The sequence below is a fragment of the Cellulomonas iranensis NBRC 101100 = JCM 18110 genome (assembly GCF_001552375.1).
Lineage (GTDB): Bacteria > Actinomycetota > Actinomycetes > Actinomycetales > Cellulomonadaceae > Cellulomonas > Cellulomonas iranensis.
Genome location: NZ_BCRB01000045.1, coordinates 1 through 22,060 on the forward strand (window position 1 = coordinate 1; position 22,060 = coordinate 22,060).

General features: G+C 77.0%; 19 protein-coding genes. 8 read left to right on the forward strand and 11 right to left on the reverse strand.

Annotated features, from left to right (window positions below; genetic code table 11):
* Window positions 1-879: coiled-coil domain-containing protein (locus tag CS2_RS19365; protein ID WP_369691425.1), on the reverse strand; the 879-nt coding region annotated here is incomplete at its 3' end.
* 432 nt (window positions 880-1,311) lie between these two features.
* On the opposite strand from CS2_RS19365, the gene CS2_RS10720 reads away from it, so the two are divergent.
* Together CS2_RS10720 and metX are read left to right on the forward strand one after the other, a co-directional pair.
* Window positions 1,312-2,637, forward strand: coding sequence for a bifunctional o-acetylhomoserine/o-acetylserine sulfhydrylase (locus tag CS2_RS10720; RefSeq protein WP_046530048.1), 1,326 nt, complete (start codon window positions 1,312-1,314; stop codon window positions 2,635-2,637).
* Between the two features lie 48 nt (window positions 2,638-2,685).
* Window positions 2,686-3,996 carry a homoserine O-acetyltransferase MetX gene (metX, locus tag CS2_RS10725; protein WP_070319987.1) on the forward strand — a complete coding sequence of 437 codons (1,311 nt, stop codon included), beginning with the start codon at window positions 2,686-2,688 and terminating at the stop codon, window positions 3,994-3,996.
* Window positions 3,997-4,180: 184 nt separating this feature from the next.
* On the opposite strand, the gene CS2_RS10730 is transcribed toward metX, so the two are convergent.
* A complete protein-coding gene (locus CS2_RS10730) occupies window positions 4,181-4,726 on the reverse strand; it encodes a hypothetical protein (protein WP_070319988.1) in 546 nt (181 codons plus the stop codon).
* Window positions 4,727-5,057: 331 nt separating this feature from the next.
* Between CS2_RS10730 and CS2_RS10735 the strand changes: the two genes are divergently transcribed.
* The 4 genes from CS2_RS10735 to CS2_RS10750 all read left to right on the forward strand — a co-directional run bounded on the left by CS2_RS10735 (window position 5,058) and on the right by CS2_RS10750 (window position 8,787).
* The gene (locus tag CS2_RS10735) at window positions 5,058-5,789 is read left to right on the forward strand and encodes a GNAT family N-acetyltransferase (RefSeq protein ID WP_070319989.1); all 732 of its coding nucleotides are present in this window, start codon (window positions 5,058-5,060) and stop codon (window positions 5,787-5,789) included.
* A gap of 133 nt (window positions 5,790-5,922) precedes the next feature.
* Window positions 5,923-6,645, forward strand: a complete 723-nt coding sequence (locus CS2_RS10740; protein ID WP_070319990.1) for a maleylpyruvate isomerase N-terminal domain-containing protein — start codon at window positions 5,923-5,925, stop codon at window positions 6,643-6,645.
* A 107-nt stretch (window positions 6,646-6,752) separates the two neighbouring features.
* Complete coding sequence (locus CS2_RS10745; RefSeq protein ID WP_070319991.1) at window positions 6,753-7,712, forward strand: zinc-binding dehydrogenase; 960 nt, start codon at window positions 6,753-6,755, stop codon at window positions 7,710-7,712.
* A 1-nt stretch (window position 7,713) separates the two neighbouring features.
* On the forward strand, window positions 7,714-8,787 hold the full coding sequence (locus CS2_RS10750) for an alpha/beta hydrolase (RefSeq protein ID WP_070319992.1): 1,074 nt from the start codon (window positions 7,714-7,716) through the stop codon (window positions 8,785-8,787).
* 34 nt (window positions 8,788-8,821) lie between these two features.
* Here CS2_RS10750 and CS2_RS10755 read toward each other — a convergent pair whose 3' ends face one another.
* Window positions 8,822-10,255, reverse strand: a complete 1,434-nt coding sequence (locus CS2_RS10755) for a restriction system modified-DNA reader domain-containing protein (RefSeq protein ID WP_070319993.1) — start codon at window positions 10,253-10,255, stop codon at window positions 8,822-8,824.
* A 216-nt stretch (window positions 10,256-10,471) separates the two neighbouring features.
* On the opposite strand from CS2_RS10755, the gene CS2_RS10760 reads away from it, so the two are divergent.
* A complete protein-coding gene (locus CS2_RS10760; protein ID WP_046531111.1) occupies window positions 10,472-10,765 on the forward strand; it encodes an MTH1187 family thiamine-binding protein in 294 nt (97 codons plus the stop codon).
* A 68-nt stretch (window positions 10,766-10,833) separates the two neighbouring features.
* On the opposite strand, the gene CS2_RS10765 is transcribed toward CS2_RS10760, so the two are convergent.
* Window positions 10,834-12,468 (reverse strand): MFS transporter, encoded by a 1,635-nt coding sequence (locus CS2_RS10765; protein ID WP_370876000.1) that lies wholly within the window; start codon window positions 12,466-12,468, stop codon window positions 10,834-10,836.
* A gap of 185 nt (window positions 12,469-12,653) precedes the next feature.
* On the opposite strand from CS2_RS10765, the gene CS2_RS10770 reads away from it, so the two are divergent.
* The gene (locus CS2_RS10770) at window positions 12,654-13,169 is read left to right on the forward strand and encodes a TetR/AcrR family transcriptional regulator (protein WP_070319994.1); all 516 of its coding nucleotides are present in this window, start codon (window positions 12,654-12,656) and stop codon (window positions 13,167-13,169) included.
* A gap of 113 nt (window positions 13,170-13,282) precedes the next feature.
* Here CS2_RS10770 and CS2_RS10775 read toward each other — a convergent pair whose 3' ends face one another.
* From CS2_RS10775 to CS2_RS10805, 7 genes are all read right to left on the reverse strand, one after another.
* Entirely contained in the window at window positions 13,283-16,288 is a 3,006-nt protein-coding gene (locus tag CS2_RS10775; RefSeq protein ID WP_070319995.1) for an FAD-binding and (Fe-S)-binding domain-containing protein, read from the reverse strand.
* 70 nt (window positions 16,289-16,358) lie between these two features.
* Window positions 16,359-16,589, reverse strand: coding sequence for a hypothetical protein (locus CS2_RS10780; RefSeq protein WP_070319996.1), 231 nt, complete (start codon window positions 16,587-16,589; stop codon window positions 16,359-16,361).
* On the reverse strand, window positions 16,586-18,565 hold the full coding sequence (gene feoB / locus CS2_RS10785; RefSeq protein ID WP_070319997.1) for a ferrous iron transporter B: 1,980 nt from the start codon (window positions 18,563-18,565) through the stop codon (window positions 16,586-16,588). Before feoB ends, CS2_RS10780 begins: the two co-directional genes overlap by 4 nt.
* Entirely contained in the window at window positions 18,562-18,831 is a 270-nt protein-coding gene (locus tag CS2_RS10790) for a FeoA family protein (protein WP_070319998.1), read from the reverse strand. The genes feoB and CS2_RS10790 overlap by 4 nt, the downstream gene beginning before the upstream one ends.
* Before the next feature lie 109 nt (window positions 18,832-18,940).
* A complete protein-coding gene (locus tag CS2_RS10795; RefSeq protein WP_046531109.1) occupies window positions 18,941-19,381 on the reverse strand; it encodes an OsmC family protein in 441 nt (146 codons plus the stop codon).
* A 94-nt stretch (window positions 19,382-19,475) separates the two neighbouring features.
* Window positions 19,476-20,630 carry an AAA family ATPase gene (locus CS2_RS10800; RefSeq protein WP_070319999.1) on the reverse strand — a complete coding sequence of 385 codons (1,155 nt, stop codon included), beginning with the start codon at window positions 20,628-20,630 and terminating at the stop codon, window positions 19,476-19,478.
* Between the two features lie 17 nt (window positions 20,631-20,647).
* Window positions 20,648-21,880 carry a M15 family metallopeptidase gene (locus CS2_RS10805; protein ID WP_156442098.1) on the reverse strand — a complete coding sequence of 411 codons (1,233 nt, stop codon included), beginning with the start codon at window positions 21,878-21,880 and terminating at the stop codon, window positions 20,648-20,650.
* Between the last annotated feature and the right edge of the window lie 180 nt (window positions 21,881-22,060).

The following is a 22,060-nucleotide window of genomic DNA, read 5'->3' on the forward strand; positions in this document are numbered from 1 at the left end:
GGCGGGCGCGGCGGGGGGCTGCGTGCGCACGGTCTGCGCCGCTGCCTCCGCCCGCGCGCGACGCTCGGCGTCGAGCGCGTCCTGCCGGGCGCGCTCGACCTCGGCGCTCGTCTGGCGGGCCGCGGCGAGGGCCGAGATGAGCCCGTCGCGCTCGGCCTGGCCGGCGGCGAACGACGACGTGGCCTCGTCCTGGGTGCGCTCGGCCTCGTCGAGCGCGGTCTGCGCGGCGGCGGCGGCGGTGTCGGCCTCGGTCGCGGCGGTGGCGGCGCGACGCTCCATGGTCGACGCGACGAGCAGCGCCGCCTGGTACTCCTGGACGGCCTCGTCCGCCTTGGTGGTGGCCTGGGTGAGCGACGTCGTGCGCCGCGCGACGTCCTGGAAGCCGTCGGCGGACAGCGCGGCCTCGATGAGGTCGGCCGAGCCGCCCGTGCGCGAGAGGTGGCGCGCGAGCGCGACGAGCCGCTGCCGCGCCTGCTCGGCCTGCTCGGCGGCCTCGGTCGACCGGTCGGCGGCGTCGCGGGCCCGGGTCTTGGCGGCGTCCGCGTCGGCGACGGCCTGGGTGTACGCCTCCCCCGCGCTCTGGACGGCGACCTCGGCGGCCTCGGCGGCGGACGCCAGCTCGGCGAGGCGCACCTCCATCTGCGCGACCGAGCGCTGCGCCTGGCCGACCGCGGCGCGCGCGTCGCGCACGTCGTCGTCCGACGGCACGGCGGCGGCGGGCGACGCGACGAGGCCGAGCGTCAGCAGGCCCACGGGCAGCAGGGCGAGGCGTCCGCGCGCGCGGGCGCCGAGGGGTCGACGAGCGGCGCGGTGGCACGCGACGTCGACCGTCGCGGCGCGGGCGGCGGGGGTCTCGGCGGTGGGGTCCGGGTGGTGCACGCTCGCGACGCTACCCGGAGGATTCCCACAAGAGAACACCTGTCACACGCGTCCCAGAAGTCACATCGTTGTGGTTCGGGAGCAACCGGACAGACCTCGTCCGCCGACCGGGTGACGGGGCCGGCGCGGGGCCGGGAGAGCCCGCCGGGCAGCCACGCGAGCGCACGTGGACGTCTCTGATGATGAGACGGCCGTGTCGAAGTGCGGGACGGGGGACGTACTCTCGGCGGCATGATCCGTCGAATGTGTCGCTGACCAGCGCACGTTCGGCATGCCTGCGGCCGGTCGTCCCGACGTCGGGACCCGCCCGCACCCGCCGGCCGCGACCCGGCACGTGCGCACCCCCTGACCCCCCGCGGGGCGGGCGTCGGCGCGCGCTCCTCGGGTGACCCACCCCCACCGTCCCCCGGCACCACCCCTGAGGAGCACACCGTGAGCAACGAGAGCTGGAGCTTCGAGACCCGCCAGATCCACGCGGGCCAGACCCCCGACCCCGTCACCGGGGCGCGCGCGCTGCCGATCTACCAGACGACGTCGTTCGTCTTCGACTCCGCGCAGCAGGCGGCCGACCGGTTCGCGCTCAAGGAGCTCGGGCCGATCTACACGCGCATCAACAACCCGACCCAGGAGGTCGTCGAGAACCGCATCGCGGACCTCGAGGGCGGCGTCGGCGCGCTGCTCGTCGCGTCCGGCCAGGCCGCCGAGACCCTCGCGATCCTCAACGTCGCCGAGGCCGGCGACCACGTCGTCGCCTCCCCCAGCCTCTACGGCGGCACGTACAACCTGCTGCACCACACGCTGCCGCGGCTCGGCATCGAGACGACGTTCGTCACCGACCCGCACGACGCGCAGGCGTGGCGCGACGCGATCCGGCCCAACACCAAGCTGTTCTTCGCCGAGACGATCCCGAACCCGCGCGCCGACGTGCTCGACATCGAGCTCGTCGCGGGCGTCGCGCACGAGCACGGCGTGCCGCTGGTCGTCGACAACACCGTCGCGACGCCGTACCTCGTGAACCCGCTGCGGTGGGGCGCCGACGTCGTCGTGCACTCCGCCACCAAGTACCTCGGCGGGCACGGCTCGGCGATCGGCGGCGTGATCGTCGACGGCGGCACGTTCGACTACGCGCAGCACCCCGAGCGGTTCGGCAACTACAACACGCCCGACCCGTCGTACAACGGCCTGGTGTTCGCGCGCGACCTGGGCGTCGGCGGCGCGTTCGGCGTGAACCTGTCGTTCATCCTCAAGGCGCGCGTGCAGCTGCTGCGCGACCTGGGCGCCGCGATCAGCCCGTTCAACGCGTTCCTCATCGCGCAGGGCATCGAGACGCTGTCCCTGCGCGTCGAGCGGCACGTCGCCAACGCGCAGCGGGTCGCCGAGTGGCTCGAGGCGCGTGACGAGGTCCGGCACGTGCACTACGCCGGGCTGCCGTCGAGCCCGTGGCACGCGAACGCGCAGAAGTACGCGCCGCGCGGCGCGGGCGCGGTGCTCGCGTTCGAGATCGACGGCGGCGCGGAGGCCGGGCAGGCGTTCGTGTCGGCGCTCGAGCTGCACTCGAACGTCGCGAACATCGGCGACGTGCGCTCGCTCGTCATCCACCCCGCGTCGACCACGCACAGCCAGCTCACCCCCGAGGAGCAGGCGCTGTCCGGCGTGACGCCGGGCCTCGTGCGGCTCGCGGTCGGCATCGAGCACGTCGACGACATCCTCGCCGACCTCGAGGCCGGCTTCCGGGCGGCCAAGGGCGCCGGGGCCTGAGACCCTGACGACCGCGCCACCCACCCCGCACGAGAGGCACGCCGCACCATGACCCACCCCGACCCCCGCACCCCCGCACCGGACCACGCGCCCGCCCGGCGCGCGATGCCCGGCGCGTTCCCGGGTGCGGGGGCGGGCGGTGCCGACGTGCCCGACCCGCTCGCGGGCCGACGGACCCGTCGCGGTGCGACGCTCGGCAGCCGGCGCCCGCTGCCCGAGCGCCCGCCCGTGCCCGCGAGCGCCGCGTGGCGCGACGGCGACGAGCCCGGCCGGCGGCAGTTCGCCGACCTCGGTCCGCTCAAGCTCGAGTCGGGCGGCCGGCTGCCGGCGGTGCGGCTCGCGTACGAGACGTGGGGCGAGCTCGACGAGGACGGCGGCAACGCGGTGCTCGTGCTGCACGCCCTCACGGGCGACTCGCACGTCACCGGCGAGGCCGGCCCCGGCCACCCGACGGCGGGCTGGTGGCAGTCGATGGTCGGGCCCGGCGCGCCCATCGACACCGACCGGTACTTCGTCGTGGCGCCCAACGTGCTCGGCGGGTGCCAGGGCTCGACCGGCCCGGCGTCGACCGCGCCCGACGGCGAGCCCTGGGGCAGCCGGTTCCCGCTGCTGACGGTGCGCGACCAGGTCGCCGCCGAGCTGCGGCTCGCCGACCTGCTGGGCGTCGACACGTGGGCCCTCGTGATCGGCGCGTCGATGGGGGGGCAGCGCGTGCTCGAGTGGGCCGCGACCGCGCCCGAGCGGGTCGACGCGATCGTCGCCATCGCGACGTGCGCGCAGACCACGGGCGACCAGATCGCGAGCTTCCACACGCAGCTCGCGGCCGTCGCCGCGGACCCGCGCTACCGCGACGGCGACTACTACGACGCGCCCGACGGCGAGGGCCCGCACGTGGGCCTGGGCATCGCGCGGCAGATCGCGCACCAGACGTACCGTTCGGCGCGCGAGCTCGACGAGCGGTTCGGGCGCATCCCGCAGGGCGCCGAGGACCCGCTCGAGGGCGGCCGGTTCGCGGTGCAGTCCTACCTCGACCACCACGGCGACAAGCTCGCGCGGCGGTTCGACGCCAACACGTACGTCACGCTGACGCGCACGATGATCACGCACGACCTGGGCCGCGACCGCGGCGGCGTCGAGGCGGCGCTCGCGCACGTCACGGCGCGTGCGCTGGTCGTCGCGGTGGACTCCGACCGGTTGTTCACGCCCGCGCAGTCCGAGCGGGTCGCCGCCGGGATCCCCGGCGCGGGGCCCGTGCGGTACGTCCGCTCGGACTACGGCCACGACGGCTTCCTCATCGAGGAGGACCAGGTGGGTCGGCTCGTCGCCGACTTCCTGCGCACGTCCGACCAGCCGCGCTGACCCGGCGCGCCGTCCGCGGCCGTCCGCGCGGCGGCCGCCGCTCGCGTCGCCCCACCGAACGCGGACCTCGGCCGGTCCGGCGAGCCCATGAACGGCAGGACCCCGCGCTCGGGGCCTCACGACGGGACCCGGGTGGGTCGGGGGCAGTGGGTCGGGGTCGGGGTCGGGGGCGGTGGGTCGGGGCTCAGCTCCCCAGGCTCGCTCCCATCTCCATGACGACGTCCGACAGCGGCGCGGTGTCGTAGGCCGCCTCGTCGGCGAGCAGCACGAGCAGCACGACCCACGGGCCCGGTGCCGCCGACCGCGCGGGCGTGCACGTGAGCGAGCGCCGGAAGCCGCGGTCGTGCACGCGCACGGTCAGCAGCACGCGGCCCGCGTCGTCGACCCAGCGCCCGCCGCGTCGCCACAGGCTCGACGGCCGGTAGTGCACCACGGTGTCCCCGACGCGCCCCCGGCGGCGCCGCCGCCAGAACGTGCGCGCGAGCCACGCGATCTCGGTGCCGGACGCGTCGGTCACGCGCACCTCGCGGTGGGCCGACGTGCGGACGACCCACGGGCCGTCGGACGTCTCGACGACGTGCCGACCACGCTCGGCGCGCCCGGTCGCGACCAGGCCCGCGTCGCAGCGGATCTCGGGCGGGCCGTGCCGCACGAACCGCGGCACGGTACGGAGCTGCTCGCCGGGCCGCCCGACCTGCACGAGCGGCACCAGCACGACGTCGGTCGGCACGGGGGCATCCTCCCACCGCCGCCTCGTCGGCGGCACCCACGACCCGACCGACGGCCCCGCCGACCGGGACCCCCGGAGGCGGCCCGGGACACCGCCGAACGCGGGGTTCGGCCGCTCCTGGCGCCTCGGAGGCGGCCGAACCCCGCGCTCGACGACAGTGGTGGGACGCGGGCGGGAGGGGCGAGGCCGGCGGCGCGGGTGGGGCGGCGGCGCGGGCGGGGGAAAGCCGTCGCCGTCGGCGGGGACGGGCGCCTAGGGTCGCGGCCGACCGAGCAGGTCCGCGGCGCACCCGCCGGCGGCCCTCCCAGCACCCACCGCCCCGGGGAGTCCCGTGTTCTCGACCGCCGTCACCGACCACTGGCTCGCGGGCCTGGCACCGGCCGACCTGCCGACCACGCCGGGGACGTACCGCGTCGTCGTCGACGCCGACCTGCCCGCGGCGCGGCGCCTCTCGGTGCTGGACCTCGCGGGGACCGGCGGCGTGGTCCGCGCGACGCCCGAGGTGGCCGCCGCGCTGGGGCTCGTCGACGGCGCCACGGTCGAGGCCGCCGCGCTGAGCTCGGCACGGACCTCGGCCGGGATCGCGCTCAACGGGGCCGACCACGTGTTCCACCTCCCCGCGGCCGCGCTGGCGGCGCTGACGACGCCGGCCCCCGGCGACGACGTCCGGGTCCTCACCGCCGCCGACGCCGACGCGTTCGCGGCCTTCGCCGCGGCGGCCCCCGGGGACGACCTCGACGAGGCGTACGTCGAGCTCGACCACTGGCTCGTCGTCGGCGCGTTCGTCGCGGGCGCCGACGGGCCGCGGCTCGTGACCGCCGCGAGCGCCTACCCGTGGGCGGGCACGACGCTCGCCGACACCGGTGTGCTCACCCTCCCGGAGCACCGCGGCAGGGGTCTGGGACGTCGCACGGTCCGCGCGCTCGCGGCGCACGCGCACGCGCGCGGTCACGAGCCGCTGTACCGCTGCCAGCTCGACAACGCGGCGTCCGTCGCGCTCGCGCGGGCAGCGGGGTTCGTGCCGTTCGCGACGTGGGACGTCGTGCGCCCCGACGACGACTGACCCGCGGCCGAGGCCCCGGGCGTCCGCCCGTGGTCGCCGGCACGCGGACGTCCCGGCGCCGGCGACGCGCACCGCGCCGCTCGTCCGGCGGACGGCGTGGCCGGTCGCCGCGTCGCACGGCACGATGGGGCGCATGCCCGCCGACGTCCAGACCGCCGCGACCACCCTGCGGACCCAGTGGGACCGCCTGCACGGGTGGGTCGAGCACATGGCGGACCCGCGCCTGGGCCGCGAGCCGTCGGTGCTGGACGGGTGGAGCGTCGTCGAGCTGTGGGCGCACCTGGGCCGCGCGATGGACGCGCTGGCCGTGTGCACGCCGCTGCCCGAGGGCACGGTGCCGCTGTCGCTCGGCGAGTACCTCGGCACGTACGCCGGGCGCGCGGAGGACGTCGCGGAGACGACCCGCGCGCTGGCGGTGCAGCACGCCGCCGACCCCGTCGGGTACGTCACGGCGTCCGCCGCGGCGGCGTTCGCGACCCTCGACGCGCTGCTCCCCGGCGACCCGGTGGTGCAGGCCCGCCGCGGGCCCGTGCGGCTGTCGACCATGACGGCGTCCCGCGTCGTCGAGCTGGTCGTGCACGGCGACGACCTGCACCGCTCGGTCCGGCGCGTGCGCGGCGCCGACGCGGCACCCGACCCCGTCGACCCCGGTGCGCTCGCGCTCGTCGCGGACGAGCTGCTCGCGATCGTGCGGGCGCGCGGCGGCTGGGACCTCGAGGTCGCCGACGCGCGACGCTGGGTGCGGCTCGCGGCGGGTCGCGCGCCGTACGACGTCGACGAGCTCGCGCTCGCGCTGCAGCCGCGGTGGACGTCGGAGGCCGTGCCGGACCTGGGGCGCATGCTGCCGCTGCTGTGACGCGGCGGACGTCGCGCGACGCCCGCGACGCGGCGGTCGCGCACGTCACACCTCACCCACCCCCGAGGTCCCGCCGGCCTCACGCCGGCGGCGGGCTACCGTGAGGCATGCTCTCCGCGCGCGTCGTGTCCTTCTCCCCCGCCGACCCGCTGGCCGGGCTCGAGGTCGGCGACGCCCCGTCGCCGACGCCGCCCGACGGCTGGACGACGGTCGACGTGCGCGCGTCGTCGCTCAACCACCACGACCTGTGGTCGCTGCGCGGCGTGGGCCTGCGGGCCGAGCAGCTGCCGATGGTGCTGGGCACCGACGCCGCGGGCGTCACCGAGGACGGACGCGAGGTCGTCGTGCACGCGGTGGTCGGCGGACCCGACGGGCGCGGCGTCCCCGCCGACGAGCCGCGCACGCTGCTGTCCGAGCGCTACCCCGGCACGCTCGCCGAGCAGGTGGCGGTGCCCGCGTGGAACGTCGTCGACAAGCCCGCGGAGCTGACCTGGGTCGAGGCGGCGTGCGTGCCGACCGCGTACCTCACGGCGTACCGGATGCTGTTCCGCTCGGGCGCCGCGCAGCCCGGGCAGCGCGTGCTCGTGCAGGGCGCGGGCGGCGGGGTCGCGGTGGCGGCCGTGCAGCTCGGCGCCGCGGCAGGCCTCGAGGTCGTCGTCACGGGGCGGGACGCGGGCAAGCGCGAGCGCGCGCTCGCGCTGGGCGCCGCGCAGGCCGTCGAGCCGGGCACGCGCGTCGGGCGCGTCGACGTCGTGATCGAGACCGTCGGCAAGGCCACGTGGGAGCACTCGGTGCGCTCGGTGCGCCCCGGCGGCCGGATCGTCGTCGCGGGGCTGACCTCGGGCGACCCGGAGCCCGCGTCGCTCACGAAGGTGTTCTTCCAGGAGATCAGCATCGTGGGCGCGACCATGGGCACGCGCGACGAGCTCGCGCAGGTGCTCGCGTTCCTCGCCCGCACGGGCGTGCGACCCGTCGTCGACTCGACGTTCCCGCTCGCGCGCGCGGCCGACGCGCTCGCGCGGCTGCACGCGGGCTCCCACGTCGGCAAGATCGTCCTCGAGATGTGACATGACGTCCGAGCCGAGCACCGATGCCGCCGCCCAGGCCGCGGCGCAGACCCCGACGGCCGCACCCGAGCGCCCCGCGCCGCCGGACACGCCTGCCTGGGACGGCTCGACGCTCACGACGGACTGGTCGCCCGACGCGCTCGGCGAGGGGTTCCAGGCGCGCCGCCTCGACCTCGCCGACGACGACGAGGGCGAGGTCACCGCGACGCTCGTGCGCTACGCGCCCGACCCGGCGCTGCGGCCCGCGCGCGCCGTGCTGTACGTGCACGGCTGGTCGGACTACTTCTTCCAGACGCCGCTCGCGCGCTACTGGCACGCGCAGGGTGCCGCGTTCTACGCGCTCGACCTGCGCAAGTACGGGCGTTCGCTGCGCGACCACCAGACCCCGGGGTACGTCGACGACCTGCGCACGTACGACGAGGACATCGGCGCCGCGCTCGACGTCGTGCGTGCCGAGCTCGGGCCGGTCGCGCGCATCATGCTCATGGGCCACTCGACCGGCGGCCTCGTGCTGAGCCTGTGGGTAGCCCAGCACCCCGGGGTCGTGAGCGGGCTCGTGCTGAACTCGCCGTGGCTCGAGCTGCAGGGCTCGTCGCTCGCGCGGCACCTGTCGGCGCCCGCGATCAGCCGCCTCGCGCGGTTCAGCCCCAAGACCGCGCTGCCCAACATCGACCCCGGGTACTACGCGCGCACGATCGACGCGGCCACGGGCGGCGACTGGACGTTCGACGCGCGGTGGCGCCCGACGCCGTCGTTCCCCGTGCGGGCCGGCTGGCTCAGCGCCGTCCTGGTGGGGCACGCGACCGTCGCGCGCGGGCTGCGGATCGACGTGCCCGTGTTCACCGCGCTGTCCGACCGCACGCTCATCAGCCCGCGCTGGAGCGACGAGATGCGCTCGGCCGACGTCGTGCTCGACACCGACGCGATCGCGCACCGCGCCATGCAGCTGGGGCCCGTGATGACGCTCGTGCGCGTCGCGGGCGGCATGCACGACCTCACGCTGTCGGCGCGGCCCGCGCGCGAGCGCTTCTACGCCGAGCTCACGCGGTGGCTCGCCGCGTACGGCTGGGGCTGACGACGCCATCGCGGACCGCCGCGCGGCCGCGGGGTCACAGCGTGCCCGCGGCCTCCGCGAGCGTCGGGCCGCCGTCGCCCAGGCGCCACGCGCGCCAGCCGTCCGCGCCGTCGACGCCCGAGACGGCCGTCGCGGCGTCGTCGGGGTCCTGCAGGACCGTGCCGTCGGGCAGCTCGATCATGCCGTCGGGGCGCAGCACGGCCGTGAACCGCTGCCCGCGGCGCTCGCGCGCCCACACGAGGGTCGTGACCGCGCGGCGCCGCTTGGCGAGCATCGCGAGCTCGGGGAAGGGCCAGTCGGGGCGCGCGGGGCGCTGCGCGCCGACCCCGGACGCCGCCGTCCCGCGCGCGTCCGGCCCGCCGGGCGTCGTCGTGCCGGTCGTCGTGCCGGCCGGCGCGACGTGCGCGGCGGCGTCCGTGCCACGCGACGGGGTCGCGACACCCGCGTCCGCACCGGCGTCGACGGGCGGCGGCGCGTCGACCACGGGAGGCGCCAGTGCGTCGGCACGGCGTGCGGTCGCACCCTCGAGCGCGGCGGCGCGCAGACCGGCGACGGGCGTGAGCGTCGGGGGCCCCTCGAGCGTCGACGTCGCCGCGTCCCGCGGCCACTCGTCGAGGTCGGGCCGGGCCTCGTCGCCCGGCCGCTCCGCGGTGGGGCCGGCGGTGCGGAACGGGAGCGGGGTCGGCTCGGTGACGGTGCCACGACGCCCGATCGGCGTCGGCGCGGGCGGCTCGACGGACGGGGGCGGCGTCACGGCGCGCAGCTCACCGGTCGGCAGCGAGCGGCCGCGCGTCGCGGGCGACCCGGGACCCCGCTCGGGCTCGTAGCCCACGCCCCGCGCGCCGGCCTCGCTCGAGCGCACGAGCCGCAGCGCGGTCGGCTCGACGGACCGGCGCACGCCCTCGTGCAGCGCGAGCGGCGACACCTCGAGCAGCCGACGCTCGTCGCCGCGCACGACCCCGACCTGGAGCACGTCGACCTGGTGCGCACCCGCGCGCAGGAACCCGAGCGTGTCCACGGCCTCGGCCGCGACCTCGGAGCACAGCAGCAGCAGCCGCACGCCGCCGGGTGCCCGGCCCGCGCCCGCACCGAACGGCACCTGCTCGCGGAACGCCGCGAACTCGACCGCGAACCGGCCCGGGTCGGCGTGGTAGGCGCGGGACAGGTCGGTCGTCGTCATGCGCGCCGCGGCACCGCCGTGGCGCAGCGCCGCGACCAGCGCGTCGTCGTCGAGCACCTGCGCGACCTCGACGACCACGGGCCGCCCGGCCGCGTCGAGCGCGAGCAGCTCGGGCAGGTCGGCGCGCTCGGACGTGCCGCGCGCCCGCACGACGAACAGGGGCTCGCCGGCGATCGCGGCGAGGTGGTGCGTGAGCAGTGCGGTGACCTCCTGCGCGAACGACCCCGCCAGGGGCTGCATCGGCTGGACGAGGCGCGGACGTCCGTCGTCGAGCTCGAAGATGGGCATGTCGCGGCCGGGCCTTCCTCGCACAGCAGGGGCGGGTGGGACGGCGGCACGCCCGCCCGCGCGGGGTGCGGTCGTCGCACGGACAGGGTCCCACATCTCGGGCGGTCAGCGGCAGGGGTCGGACGGGCGACGCGCGCCACTCGCGGGGTGCGCGACGCGGACCGGGGCACCACCGACGAGGTGGACGCACCGCTCCGCGAGGGGCAGGGTGGGCGCATGCTCGTCGCCTTCTCCGTCGCCCCGCTCGGTGCGGGCGAGTCCGTGTCCCAGGCCGTCGCCGACGCCGTCCGCATCGTCCGCGAGTCGGGGCTGCCGAACCGCACCGACGCGATGTTCACGACGCTCGAGGGCGAGTGGGACGAGGTGATGGACGTCGTGCGCCGCGCCACCGAGGCCGTCGGCGCGCACGGCCACCGCGTCTCGCTCGTGCTCAAGGCCGACATCCGCCCCGGTCACACCGGTGAGCTGGACGCCAAGGTGCAGCGGGTCGAGGCGCTGCTCGCGGACTGACGCGCGCGGCGGCCGGCCGGGGGCCCTCCACCCCCGGCCGGTCGCCGCGCGCGGGTCTCAGCGGCTGCTCAGCGGTCGCCGGCTCCGCGGTGGCGTCGCAGCACGACCCCCACCACCACGGCGACGACGCCGACCGCGACCGCGCCGATGCCGGACGTGACCGCGACGCCGTGCGCGAACGCGTCCTGCGCCGCGACCAGCAGCGGGCCGCCGACCGCGTCGGGCAGGTCCTTCGCGAGCGCGACGGCGCCGCCGAGGGTCTGACCCGCCGCGGCGGACTGCTCGGCCGTCAGGCCCGCGGGCAGCGTGAGGTCCGCGCGGTAGGTGGCGGCGAGCACCGACCCGAGCACCGCGACGCCGAGCGACGCACCGAGCTCGTACGACGTCTCCGAGATGCCCGACGCGGCACCCGCGCGCTCGGGCGGCACCGACGCGAGGATCGCGTCGTTGGTGAGCGTCTCGGCGAGCCCCACACCCGCGCCGACCAGCGCGAACGTCGCGACGACGACGCCCGTGCGGTGGTCGGCGCCCAGCAGCGTGCCGAGCGCGTAGCCGCCGGCGGCCAGCAGCATGCCGACGGGCACGAGCGCCCACAGCGGGAACGACCGCGCGAGCCGCACCGCCACGAGGCCCGCGACGATCGACGCGACGGCGCCGGGCAGCAGCGACAGCCCGGCCTCGACGGGGTCGAGGCCCACGACGAGCTGCAGGTGCTGCGACAGGAACAGCACGAGGCCGGCCAGCGCGAACGACGCGGTGAAGTTGGCGCCGACGGACGCCGAGAACACGGGCCGCCCGAACAGGCCGACGTCGAGCAGCGGCGACGCGAGCGTGCGCTGCCGCCGCACGAACACCACGGCCATCGCGAGCCCGACGACCAGCGCGGCGACACCCAGCGCGTCGACGCCCGCCGACGCGAGGTGCTTGATGCCGTAGACGAGCGGCAGCATCGCGACGACCGACAGCACGACGCTGGCCGGGTCGAGGCGCCCCGAGCCGGGGTTGCGCGACTCGGGCAGCACGAGCGGCGCCGCGACGAGCAGCACGAGCACGACGGGCACGTTGAGCAGGAAGATCGAGCCCCACGAGAAGTGCTGCAGCAGCCAGCCGCCGACGATCGGGCCGAGCACCGACCCGCCGGAGAACCCGGCGGCCCAGATCGCGATGGCGAGGCGCCGCTGGTCGTCGTCGAGGAAGACGTTGCGCAGCAGCGACAGCGTCGAGGGCATGAGGGTCGCGCCGAACAGCCCCAGCAGGGCCCGGGCGGCGACGAGGTGCGTCGCGTCGGTCGAGAACGCCGCGAGCAGGCTGACGACGCCGAACCCGGTGGCGCCGATCATCAGCAGGCGGCGGCGTCCCACCCGGTCGCCGAGGGTGCCCATGGTGACCAGCAGGCCCGCGAGCATGAGCGGGTAGATGTCGACGATCCACAGCAGCTGCTGCGCGGTCGGTGCGAGCGCGACCGAGATCTGCGGCAGCGCGAACGACAGGACCGTGTTGTCGATGGACACGACGAGCACGGGCAGCATGAGGACCGCGAGCGCGAGCCACTGCCGCAGGCCGGCGCGCGGCGGCACGGGGGTGGCAGGGTCGGTCGCCGGGTCGATCGCCGCGCGAGCACGGTCGTCGACGGCGGTCACGGGTGCGTCCGTCGCGCTCGTGGTGGAGCGGCGGTCGGGGGTCGGGGTCGCGTGCGTGGGCACGATGACGTCCTTTCACAGCTCCGCGCTCACCGGGCGGGTCCGGGGGTCGGGCACGCGGGCCGGGTCCACTCCCCGGACCGGGTCGCCGGGCTCGTCGCCCGACGACGGCTACACCGTCCAGCCGGTACAGTAGCCGACCGTCCGGACGGTGCACAAGAGGACCTCCGTCGCTAGGCTCGACGCCCATGGCCCCCACCCGCGACCGCATCCTCGACGCGCTGCAGGACGTGCTGCTCGAGGACGGCCCCGGCGGCGCCACGCTCGACGCGGTCGCCGAGCGCGCGGGCGTCTCCAAGGGCGGGCTGCTCTACCACTTCCGCAGCAAGGACGACCTCTTCGAGGGTCTGCTCGACCGGCTCGACGCGGGCGGCGCCGCGGCGGACGCGCAGTGCCCGCCCGACCCCGACGGCGCGGCCCGCTGGTTCCTCGACGGCTCGCAGACCGCCGACGGCCCCGAGGAGCGCACGCTGCTCGCGGCGCTGCGCCTGCTCGGCACCTACCCGCCCGCGAGCGACCGCATGGCCCGCTACCTCGACGACTGGGCCGCGGGCCTGCGCCGGGCGATCGGCGACCCCGTGACCGCGCGGCTCGTGCAGCTCGTGGGCGACGGCCTCTTCCTGCACGCGCTGCTGGGCAGCGGCGACGCCCCCCTCGACGCACGCGTCAAGGACGCGGTCCGCGCCCTGCTCGACCGGGCCTGACCCGCGCGCGCACCGCCGAGCGCGGTACTCCGCGGCCGAGCGCGGTACTCGTCTCCGGCGCGCTCGGTGGCGAGCTACCGCACTCGGCGGAGCGCGCCTCGGCGGTTCGCGGCTCAGTCCGTGGCGGCGGGCGACGGCGACGCGGTCGGCAGGTGGGACGCCAGCAGCTCGGCCAGGTGCACGCCCTGCACGCCCGCGAGCTGGTCGGCCTGCGTGCGGCACGAGTACCCGTCCGCCAGGTAGACGTCGCCCGGTGCAGCGGCACGCAGCGCGGGCAGCAGCGCGTTCTCGGCCACCGCGACCGACACGTCGTAGTGCCCCTTCTCCATGCCGAAGTTGCCCGCGAGCCCGCAGCACCCGGCGAGCGTCGAGAACTGCGCGCCCGCGTCGGTGAGCAGGCGACGGTCCGCGGTCCACGTCATGACCGAGTAGTGGTGGCAGTGCGGCTGCACGACCGCCGTGACGTCCGACAGGTCGGGCACCTGCCACCGGTCCCCCGGGCCGATCGGCGCGGGCGCGGTCAGCAGCTCGGCGAGCGTGCGGGTCGCGCGGGAGACCGCCGTCGCCCGCGGGTCGTCGGGCAGCAGGTCGACCAGGTCGCTGCGCAGCACGGCCGTGCACGACGGCTCGAGCCCGACGATCGGGATGCCGTTGACCGCGAACGGCCCGAGCACCTCGAGCAGGTGCTCGAGCTGGTGGCGCGCGCCGTCGAGCTGGCCGGTGCTGATCCACGTGAGGCCGCAGCACGCGTCGTGGTCGGGCACCAGCACGTCGTAGCCGGCGTCGCGCAGCACCGCGACGGCCGCGTGCGCGACCGACGGCGCGAGCGTGTCGCTGAACGAGTCGGTCCACAGCAGCACGGGCGGACGCGGCGCACCGTGCTCGGCACGAGCCCCGCCCGTCGCGTCGTCGGCCGCCGCCGCACCCCCGGCGCCCGCGGCCTCGACCGGCAGCGCGACGCTCTCGGCGTCGCGACGCCCGACCACGCGCACGTCGCCCGCGCGCCGCCCCGCCTGCCGCGCCCACGCGCGGAACGGCACGGGCGCGAACTGCACCATCTTCCGACGGGTGTCCATGCCGCCCAGCCTGAGCACGAGCTTCGCGACGGGACGCACGCCCAGCACCGCGTTGGCGAGCGCCGCGAGCCCCGGCACACCCGTGACGAGGCGTGCCCACCGCGGCAGCCAGCCCAGCGCGTAGTGGTTCACGGGACGCAGCCGGCCCTGGTACGTGCGGTGCAGGACCTCGGCCTTGTACTGCGCCATGTCGACGCCCGCGGGGCAGTCCGACGAGCACGCCTTGCAGCTCAGGCACAGGTCGAGCGACTCGTGCACCTCGGCGGAGGACCACCCGCGCGACACGAGCGACCCGTTGGCCATCTCCTGCAGCACGCGCGCGCGGCCCCGCGTCGAGTCCTTCTCGTCCTTCGTCGCGAGGTACGAGGGGCACATGAACCCGCCCGCCGCGTGGTTGTCGGCGCGGCACTTGCCGACGCCGACGCACCGGTGCACGGCCGTCGTCAGGTCGCCGCCGTCGTGCGCGAACGAGAACCCCGACGCGGCGGGCAGCGCACGGGCCGCGGGCCGGCGCAGGTCGGCGTCGAGCGGGCGCGGCCGCACCAGGACGCCCGGGTTGAGCAGGTCGCGCGGGTCGAACAGGTCCTTCACGGCGCCGAACAGGTCGATCGCGCGCTGCGAGTACATGACGGGCAGCAGCTCGGAGCGCGCACGCCCGTCGCCGTGCTCGCCCGAGAGCGAGCCGCCGTGCGTGGCGACGAGCGTCGCGGCGTCCTCCATGAACGCGCGCAGCGGCCCGCCCGAGCGCTCCATGGGCATGTCGATGCGCAGGTGCACGCACCCGTCGCCGAAGTGCCCGTAGGCGAGCCCGTCGACGCGGTGGTCGGCCATGAGCGCCTCGAGCTCGCGCAGGTACGCGCCGAGCCGCTCGGGCGGCACGGCCGAGTCCTCGAACCCGGGCCAGGCCTGGGCCCCCGACGGCGTGCGGCCGCCCAGCCCCGCGCCGTCCTCGCGGATGCGCCACATGGCCGCGGCCTCGGGACCGGGCGGGAAGATGCCGACGGCGTCGGTGCCGGCGTCGGCCGCGAGCGCGCGCGCCGTGGCCATCGCCTCGTCGAGGGTCGCGCCCCCGACCTCGCACATCATCCAGCCGGCACCGGGCGGCAGGTCGGGCACGGCGGACGCGCCCTTGACGCGCCGCACGACGTCGACGAGCCGCGAGTCCATGCCCTCGATCGCGAGCGGTGCGTGCGCGAGCAGCGCGGGCACCGCGTCGGCGGCCGTCGGCATGTCGGGGTAGCCGAGGACGACGAGCACGGGCGCCGACGGCACGGGCACGAGGTTCACGGTCGCGCCGAGCAGCGTGACGAGCGTGCCCTCGGTGCCGACGAGCATCTTGGCGAGGTCGGTGCCGTGCTCGGGCGCGAGGTGCTCGAGCGAGTACCCGGACACCTGGCGGCGGAACCGGCCGAGCTCGGTGCGGATCACGTCGAGGTGGGCGCGCACGAGCCCGTCGAGCCCGGGGACGACGTCGAGCGACCCGGCACCGGCACGTGCCGTGAAGCGCCGGCCGGTGCCGTCGACGACGTCGAGGTCGACGACGTTGTCGGCCGTGCGCCCGTAGGCGACGGCCCGCGGGCCGCACGCGTTGTTGCCGATCATGCCGCCGAGCGTCGCGCGGGCCTGCGTCGACGGGTCCGGCCCGAACCGCAGCCCGTGCGGTGCGGCGGCCTTCTGCAGGTGCGCCATGACCACGCCGGGCTCGATGCGCGCGGTGCGCGCCTCGGAGTCGATCTCGAGGACGCGGTTCACGTGCCGCGAGAAGTCGAGGACGATCCCGGTGCCCACGGCGTTGCCCGCGACCGACGTGCCGCCGCCGCGCGACGTGAGCGGCGTGCCGGTCTCGCGCGCGACCTGCAGCGCGGCCTCGACGTCGTCGGTGTCCCGGGGGAACACCACGACCTGCGGCACGACGCGGTAGTTGGACGCGTCGGTCGAGTACTCGGCGCGCCGGCGGGAGGAGTCGTCGACGCTCCCGCGGACGGCGTCGCGCAGCGCGTGCACGACGTCCCGGACGGGGGGCGTTCCGGTCGTCACAGCCACGCCCGGCAGTGTCCCACCCCCCACCTAGGACCCGACACCTCCGTCCACGCGCTGTCCGGCACGAGCACCGTCAGCGGGTCAGCGGGCAGCCCGCGCACGACACGGGGCGCTGCCCGCGGGGCGGGCACGTGGGGCACGCGGCGCGCCCCAGCGCGGACGACGACGTCTGGACGAGCCCCACGCGCGCCGCGTGGTCGAGCACGGTCTCGACCAGCCCGACGTCGACGCCGAGCTCGCGCGCGACGGTCGCCGGGCCGGCACCCCGACCCGCCGCCGCGACCACGTCGGCGAGCAGGCTCACAGCAGCGCCCCGACCCGGAACACCGCGACCGCCAGCAGCCACGCGACCGCGAGCTGCGCGCCCACGCAGCCGAGGGTCCAGCGCGCGCCGAACAGCCGCCACTGCTCGGCGACGGTCGCCAGGCACGGCGTGTACGCGAGCACGAAGACCATGAACGCCGCCGCGGCCGCGGCCGCGTGCCCGCCCGACGACTCCTCGAACGTCGCGCGCAGCCGGTCGCCCAGGTCCCCCGCGGCGGCGGGGTCGTCGGGCTCGTCGACCGCGTACGCCTGCGCGAGCGCGCCGACCGCGACCTCCTTCGCGACGAAGCCCGTGACGAGCGCGGCCGACGCGTGCCAGTCGCCGAACCCGGCGGGCGCCAGCACGGGGGCCACGGCCTCGGCCGCGCGCCCGTACAGCGAGTCGGCCACCGGCACGTCGCCGACGGCGTGGCCGCCGACCACCGGCACCGCGAGCGCGACCCACACGAGCGTGAGCGTCACGACGACGACCTGCCCCGCCTTGGTGAGGAACGACAGCACGCGCGTCCACGTGGACAGCGCGAGCGCCCGCAGCCGCGGCCGCTGGTAGGCGGGCAGCGCGAGCACGAGCGGCTCGCGGCGCAGGTCGCGGAAGAGCGTGACGCGCAGCAGCAGCCCGCCCAGCACGACGAGCGCGACGCTCGCGACGTACATGAGGAAGATCGCGGTGCCGGCGTGCCCGGGGAAGAAGATCGAGGACAGCAGCACGTACACCGTGAGGCGCGCGGGGCACGACGTCCACGGCACGAGCAGCCCCACCATGAGCCGCTGGCGCGCGTGCGGCAGCGTGCGGGTCGCGGCCAGCGCGGGCAGGTTGCAGCCGAACCCGACGACGAACGGCAGCATCGCGCGCCCGTCGAGGCCGATGGCACGCATCGCGCGGTCGGCGACGAACGCGGCCCGCGCGAGGTACCCGCAGTCCTCGAGCACCGCGACGGCCACGAACATGAGCGCCATGAGCGGCACGAACGCCGCGACGGTGCCGACGCCCGCGAGCACGCCGTCGACCAGCAGGCCCGTGAGCCACGCGGGCGCGTGGACCGTGTCGAGCCCGGTCGTCACGCCGTCCGCGAGCGTGCCGGTGACGAACCCGTCGACCGCGTCCATGAGCGGTGCGGCGGCCGCGGTCGCGAGCTGGAACAGCAGCCACATGACCGCGAGCAGCACCGGGATCCCCGCGACCGGGTGCAGCAGGACGCGGTCGAGGCGGTCGGACCACGTGCGCACGCCCGCGGGGGCCACGCCGCCGACCGCGCGCACGAGGTCGTCGACCCACGCGAACAGCGCCTCGACCTCGTCGGGCGCGGGGTCGACGGGCACGGGGTCGACGGGCACGGGGTCGACGGTCCCGGGCAGGCGCACGCGCCCGGCGTCGGCGTCGGCGTCGGCGTCGGCGTCGCGCAGCGTCGCGAGCACGACGTCCGCGAGCGCGTCCGTGCCGCGCCCGCTGCGGGGGTGCACCGCGACGACCGGCACGCCCAACCGGTCGGCCAGCGCGTCGACGTCCACGTCGACCCCGCGGGAGCGGGCGACGTCGACCATCGTCAGCCCCACGACGACGCGCAGCCCGAGGCGCGCGACCTGGCCCAGCAGGTACAGCGAGCGCGCGAGCGCCCCGGCCTCGACCAGCACGACCGCGAGGTCGGGGCGTCCGAGCGCCGCGCCGCCCGCGACGACGTCGGCCGTCACCTGCTCGTCGGGCGTGCGCGCGACCAGCGAGTACGCGCCCGGCAGGTCGACGAGGCGGACCTCGCCGCGGGCTGCGGCGCCGCCCGGCCGCCACGTGCCGCTCTGCAGCTCGACCGTGGTGCCGGGCGCGTTGACCACGCGTTGGCGCGCGCCGGTGAGCGCGTTGAACAGCGTGGACTTGCCGACGTTCGGGTTGCCGACGAGCACGACGAGCGGCGCGTCGAGCGTCGTCGTGGCCGCACCCGGGGACGCGTCGTGGCAGCTCACGACGTCGCCCCCGCCGGGGAGGGGGAGGCGGGGGCGACGTCGACGGGACCCGGGTCGACCGCGATGCGCGCGGCGGTGCGGGCGTCGACGGCGAACCGGTCGGCCCCCACGGCGACGAAGAGCCCGCCGAACGCGGCGCGGTGCGTGACGCGCACGTCGCCGCCCGGCCGCAGGCCGAGCTCGCGCAGCCGCACGCGTGCGCCGTCCTCGAGGTCGACGGCCACGACGCGGGCGGCCGTGCCCGGCGGCAGCGTGCTCAGGTCCACGTCGCGAACGTAGACCTGAGGCAAGCCTCACCTCACGGGACCCAGGTCCCGTCCGACGCGCGCGAGGGCGGCCCGGCGCACGGCCGGACCGCCCTCGTGCGGGACGCGGTCAGGACTCGAGCGCGGCGTCCAGCGTGATCTCGACGCCCGTGAGCGCCTTCGACACCGGGCAGCCGGCCTTGGCCTTCTCGGCCGCCGCGCGGAAGCCGTCGGCGTCCAGGCCCTCGACCTCGCCGCGCACCGTCAGCGCGATGCCCGTGAGACGGAACCCGCCCGCCGGGTCCGGGCCGAGGCTCACGTCGGCGGTGACCTCGAGCGCGACGGGCGTGCCGCCGGCCTCGGCGACGTCGGCCGACAGCTGCATCGCGAAGCACGACGAGTGCGCCGCCGCGATGAGCTCCTCGGGGCTCGTCGTGCCGCCGGCCTCGTCGGCCGCGCGCTTCGGGAACGACACGTCGTACGTGCCGACCTTCGAGCTCGTGAGCTCGACCTGGCCGCCGCCGTCCTGCAGCGTGCCGTTCCAGGCGGTGCGTGCGGTGCGCGTGGGCATGTCCACTCCTCGTGCGTCGGGTGCCGGGCGCGGGCAGCGCCCCGTCCGAGCCTAGGTGCTGCGCGGCGGACCCACCCGGCCACGGCGCGACGGCTCAGCGCGCGCGCTCGAGGTGCGCCGCGACCACGTGCGACGGCGCACCGGCCGCCCGCAGCGCCCACGCCGCGCGCGCGTGCAGCGCACGGCGCCGCTCGGCGCTCAGCCCCGCGTAGAGCGCGGTGCGGACGAGGTCGTGGCGGAACACCAGCCGGTCGCCGCGCGCGTGCACCACGCCCGCGGCGAGCGCGTGCCGCAGCGTGCGCCAGCAGTCGGCGACGGGCTCGTCGGCCAGGGCCGCGAGGTCCCCGACGACGAACGACGCCCCGAGCACCGACGCGGTGCCGAGCAGGTCGAGCACGTCCGCACCGAGGTAGGCGACGTGCGCCCGCCCGACGTCGTCGAGCTCGTCGAGCCACGCGGAGCCGACCGTCTCGACGGCGCCGCGCGAGCGCTCGAGCACGCCGCACGCCTGCGCGGTGCGCAGCACGTCGACGACGAGCCGCGGGTTGCCCCCGGTGGTCGCGAGCACGCCGCGCAGCGCGGGGCCGACGGCGCCGTGCAGCAGGTGCTGCGCGAGCTCGACGGTGGCGGCCGGCGCGAGCGGCACGAGCTCGAGGTACCGGGCCCCGGCGCGGGTCCACGCGGCGACCACCGCGTCGAGCTCGACGCGGTGCGGCACGCCCCGCAGCGTCATGACGGTGAGCGCGTGCGGCAGCGGGCCCTCGCCCGCGAGCGCGGCGAGGAGCCTCAGCGAGCACGCGTCCGCCAGGTGCAGGTCCTCGAGCACGAGGACCCACGGACCCTGCTCGCCGCGGTGGCGCAGCAGCGCCGCGAACAGCTCGTCGGCGCGCGCGTACCGGGCCGGGGCGTCGGCGCGGTCGGCGGGCAGCACGTCGAGCAGCGCGCCGAGCTCGGCGACGACCGGCCCGCGGGCCTCGCGGTGCGCGGCGGGCGCGAGCAGCACGTCCGCCAGCAACGCGTAGGGCGCCGCGCCCGGGCCCGCGCCGCGACCCGCGCACACGCCGACGCCCAGCAGCGCGGCCGAGCCCTGCAGGGCCTCGACGAGCCGCGTGCGGCCGACGCCGGCCTCGCCCTCGATGAGCACGGTCGCGCCGCCGCCCGCCGACACCGAGGACAGCAGGTCGTCGAGGTCGTCGAGCTCGGCGCCGCGCCCGACCAGCGGCCGCACGGGTGACGTCGGCTCCGTCATGGAGCCGATCGTAGGACTCAGCCGGTGTACTCCCAGTGCCACGGCTCGGGCTTGCTGCCCGTGGCGCGCGCCCACTCGGGGAGCGTCCACTGGTACGTCGGCGCGTTCTCGCGCATCCACTGGTGCTGCGCGGTGCCGAAGCTCTGCACGCTGCCGCCGAGGTCGACCGCGACGCCGAGGCCGTGGTTCGACGTGCCGGGCGTCGCGCACAGCGAGCCCTTGTTGGCGCGGCACGCGACCTGGGCGGCGTAGGACCGGTACGAGTCGGAGACCGTGAGGTGCGTGCCGAACTGCGCGAAGAACGCGGCGTCGAGCGCGTCGAGCGACTCGGCGGCGTCGCACCGCAGCAGCGCGTTCTTGTCGAACCCGACGCCGCACAGGGCCGAGCTCGGGACCTTCCCGTTCGCGTAGCCCTGGAGCGACGCCTTCCACGCGGCGCGCTGCGCCTCCTGCTCGGCGGCGACGCGCGCGGCCTCGGCGGCGGCCGCCTCGGCGGCGGCGGCCTCGGCCCGCTTCTGCTCGGTGGTGGTCCGCACGACCTCGGCGGCCTGCTTGACGCGGTCGAGCGCGGTGCGCAGGGGCGTCGTCGCGGGGTCCGACGTGTCCGGGAGGGTGGCGTCGGCGATCGGGTCGCCGGTGGCGCCCGCGGACGGCTCGGCGGTGGGGGTGGCGGGCGCGGTCGCGTCGGGCGCGGGCGCCGCGGGGTCGGACGCGTCGGCGGGCGCCGCGTCCGACGTCGCGGTGGAGGTCGGGTCCGAGCTCGGGGCGGGGGCCGCGGCGGCGTCGGGGGCGGCCGCGTCGTCGGCCGTGGCGTCGGGCGTGGCGGTGGCGTCGGGGCTCGCGGCGGGCGCGCCGTCCTGCTCGGCGGACGTGCGCTCGGCGTCGCGCGAGACGTTCGGCGTGCGGTCGACGACGTCGGCGGGCACGTCGACGTCGTCCATGGCGGCCCGCAGCTGCTCGGTCGCCGCGTCGAGCTCGGCCAGCACCTCGGTCGGGACCGCGGCCTGCTCGGCGTCGGCGCGCACGAGCGAGACCTGCTCGACGACGCCCTGGGCGGCCTGCACGGCCTGCGCCCGCAGCTCGTCGGTGCGCTGGTCCTGGGCGTCCGTGGCGTCCGTGGTCGCGGCGCGCACGAGGGCGGCGACGTCGTCGACCACGGTCGGCTCCTGGGCGCCGGCGGTCGCGACGACGGCGCCCATGCTCATCACGAGCCCGAGCGCGACACCACCCTGGGCGACTCGCTGGGGCACGCGCGTGGTGCGGGGCGTGCGGGGGGCGGCGTCAGGTCGCGGAGCGACATGCCTGCCGCCGCCCGACCGACGCCGACGGCTCGGCAATCTGTCACTCACGCGAAACACGTTAAGTGAGTCGGACGCCCGTCCATCCGTCTTGAGCCGCTGAGCGAGCGAAGATCGTGTGCACATCCTGTT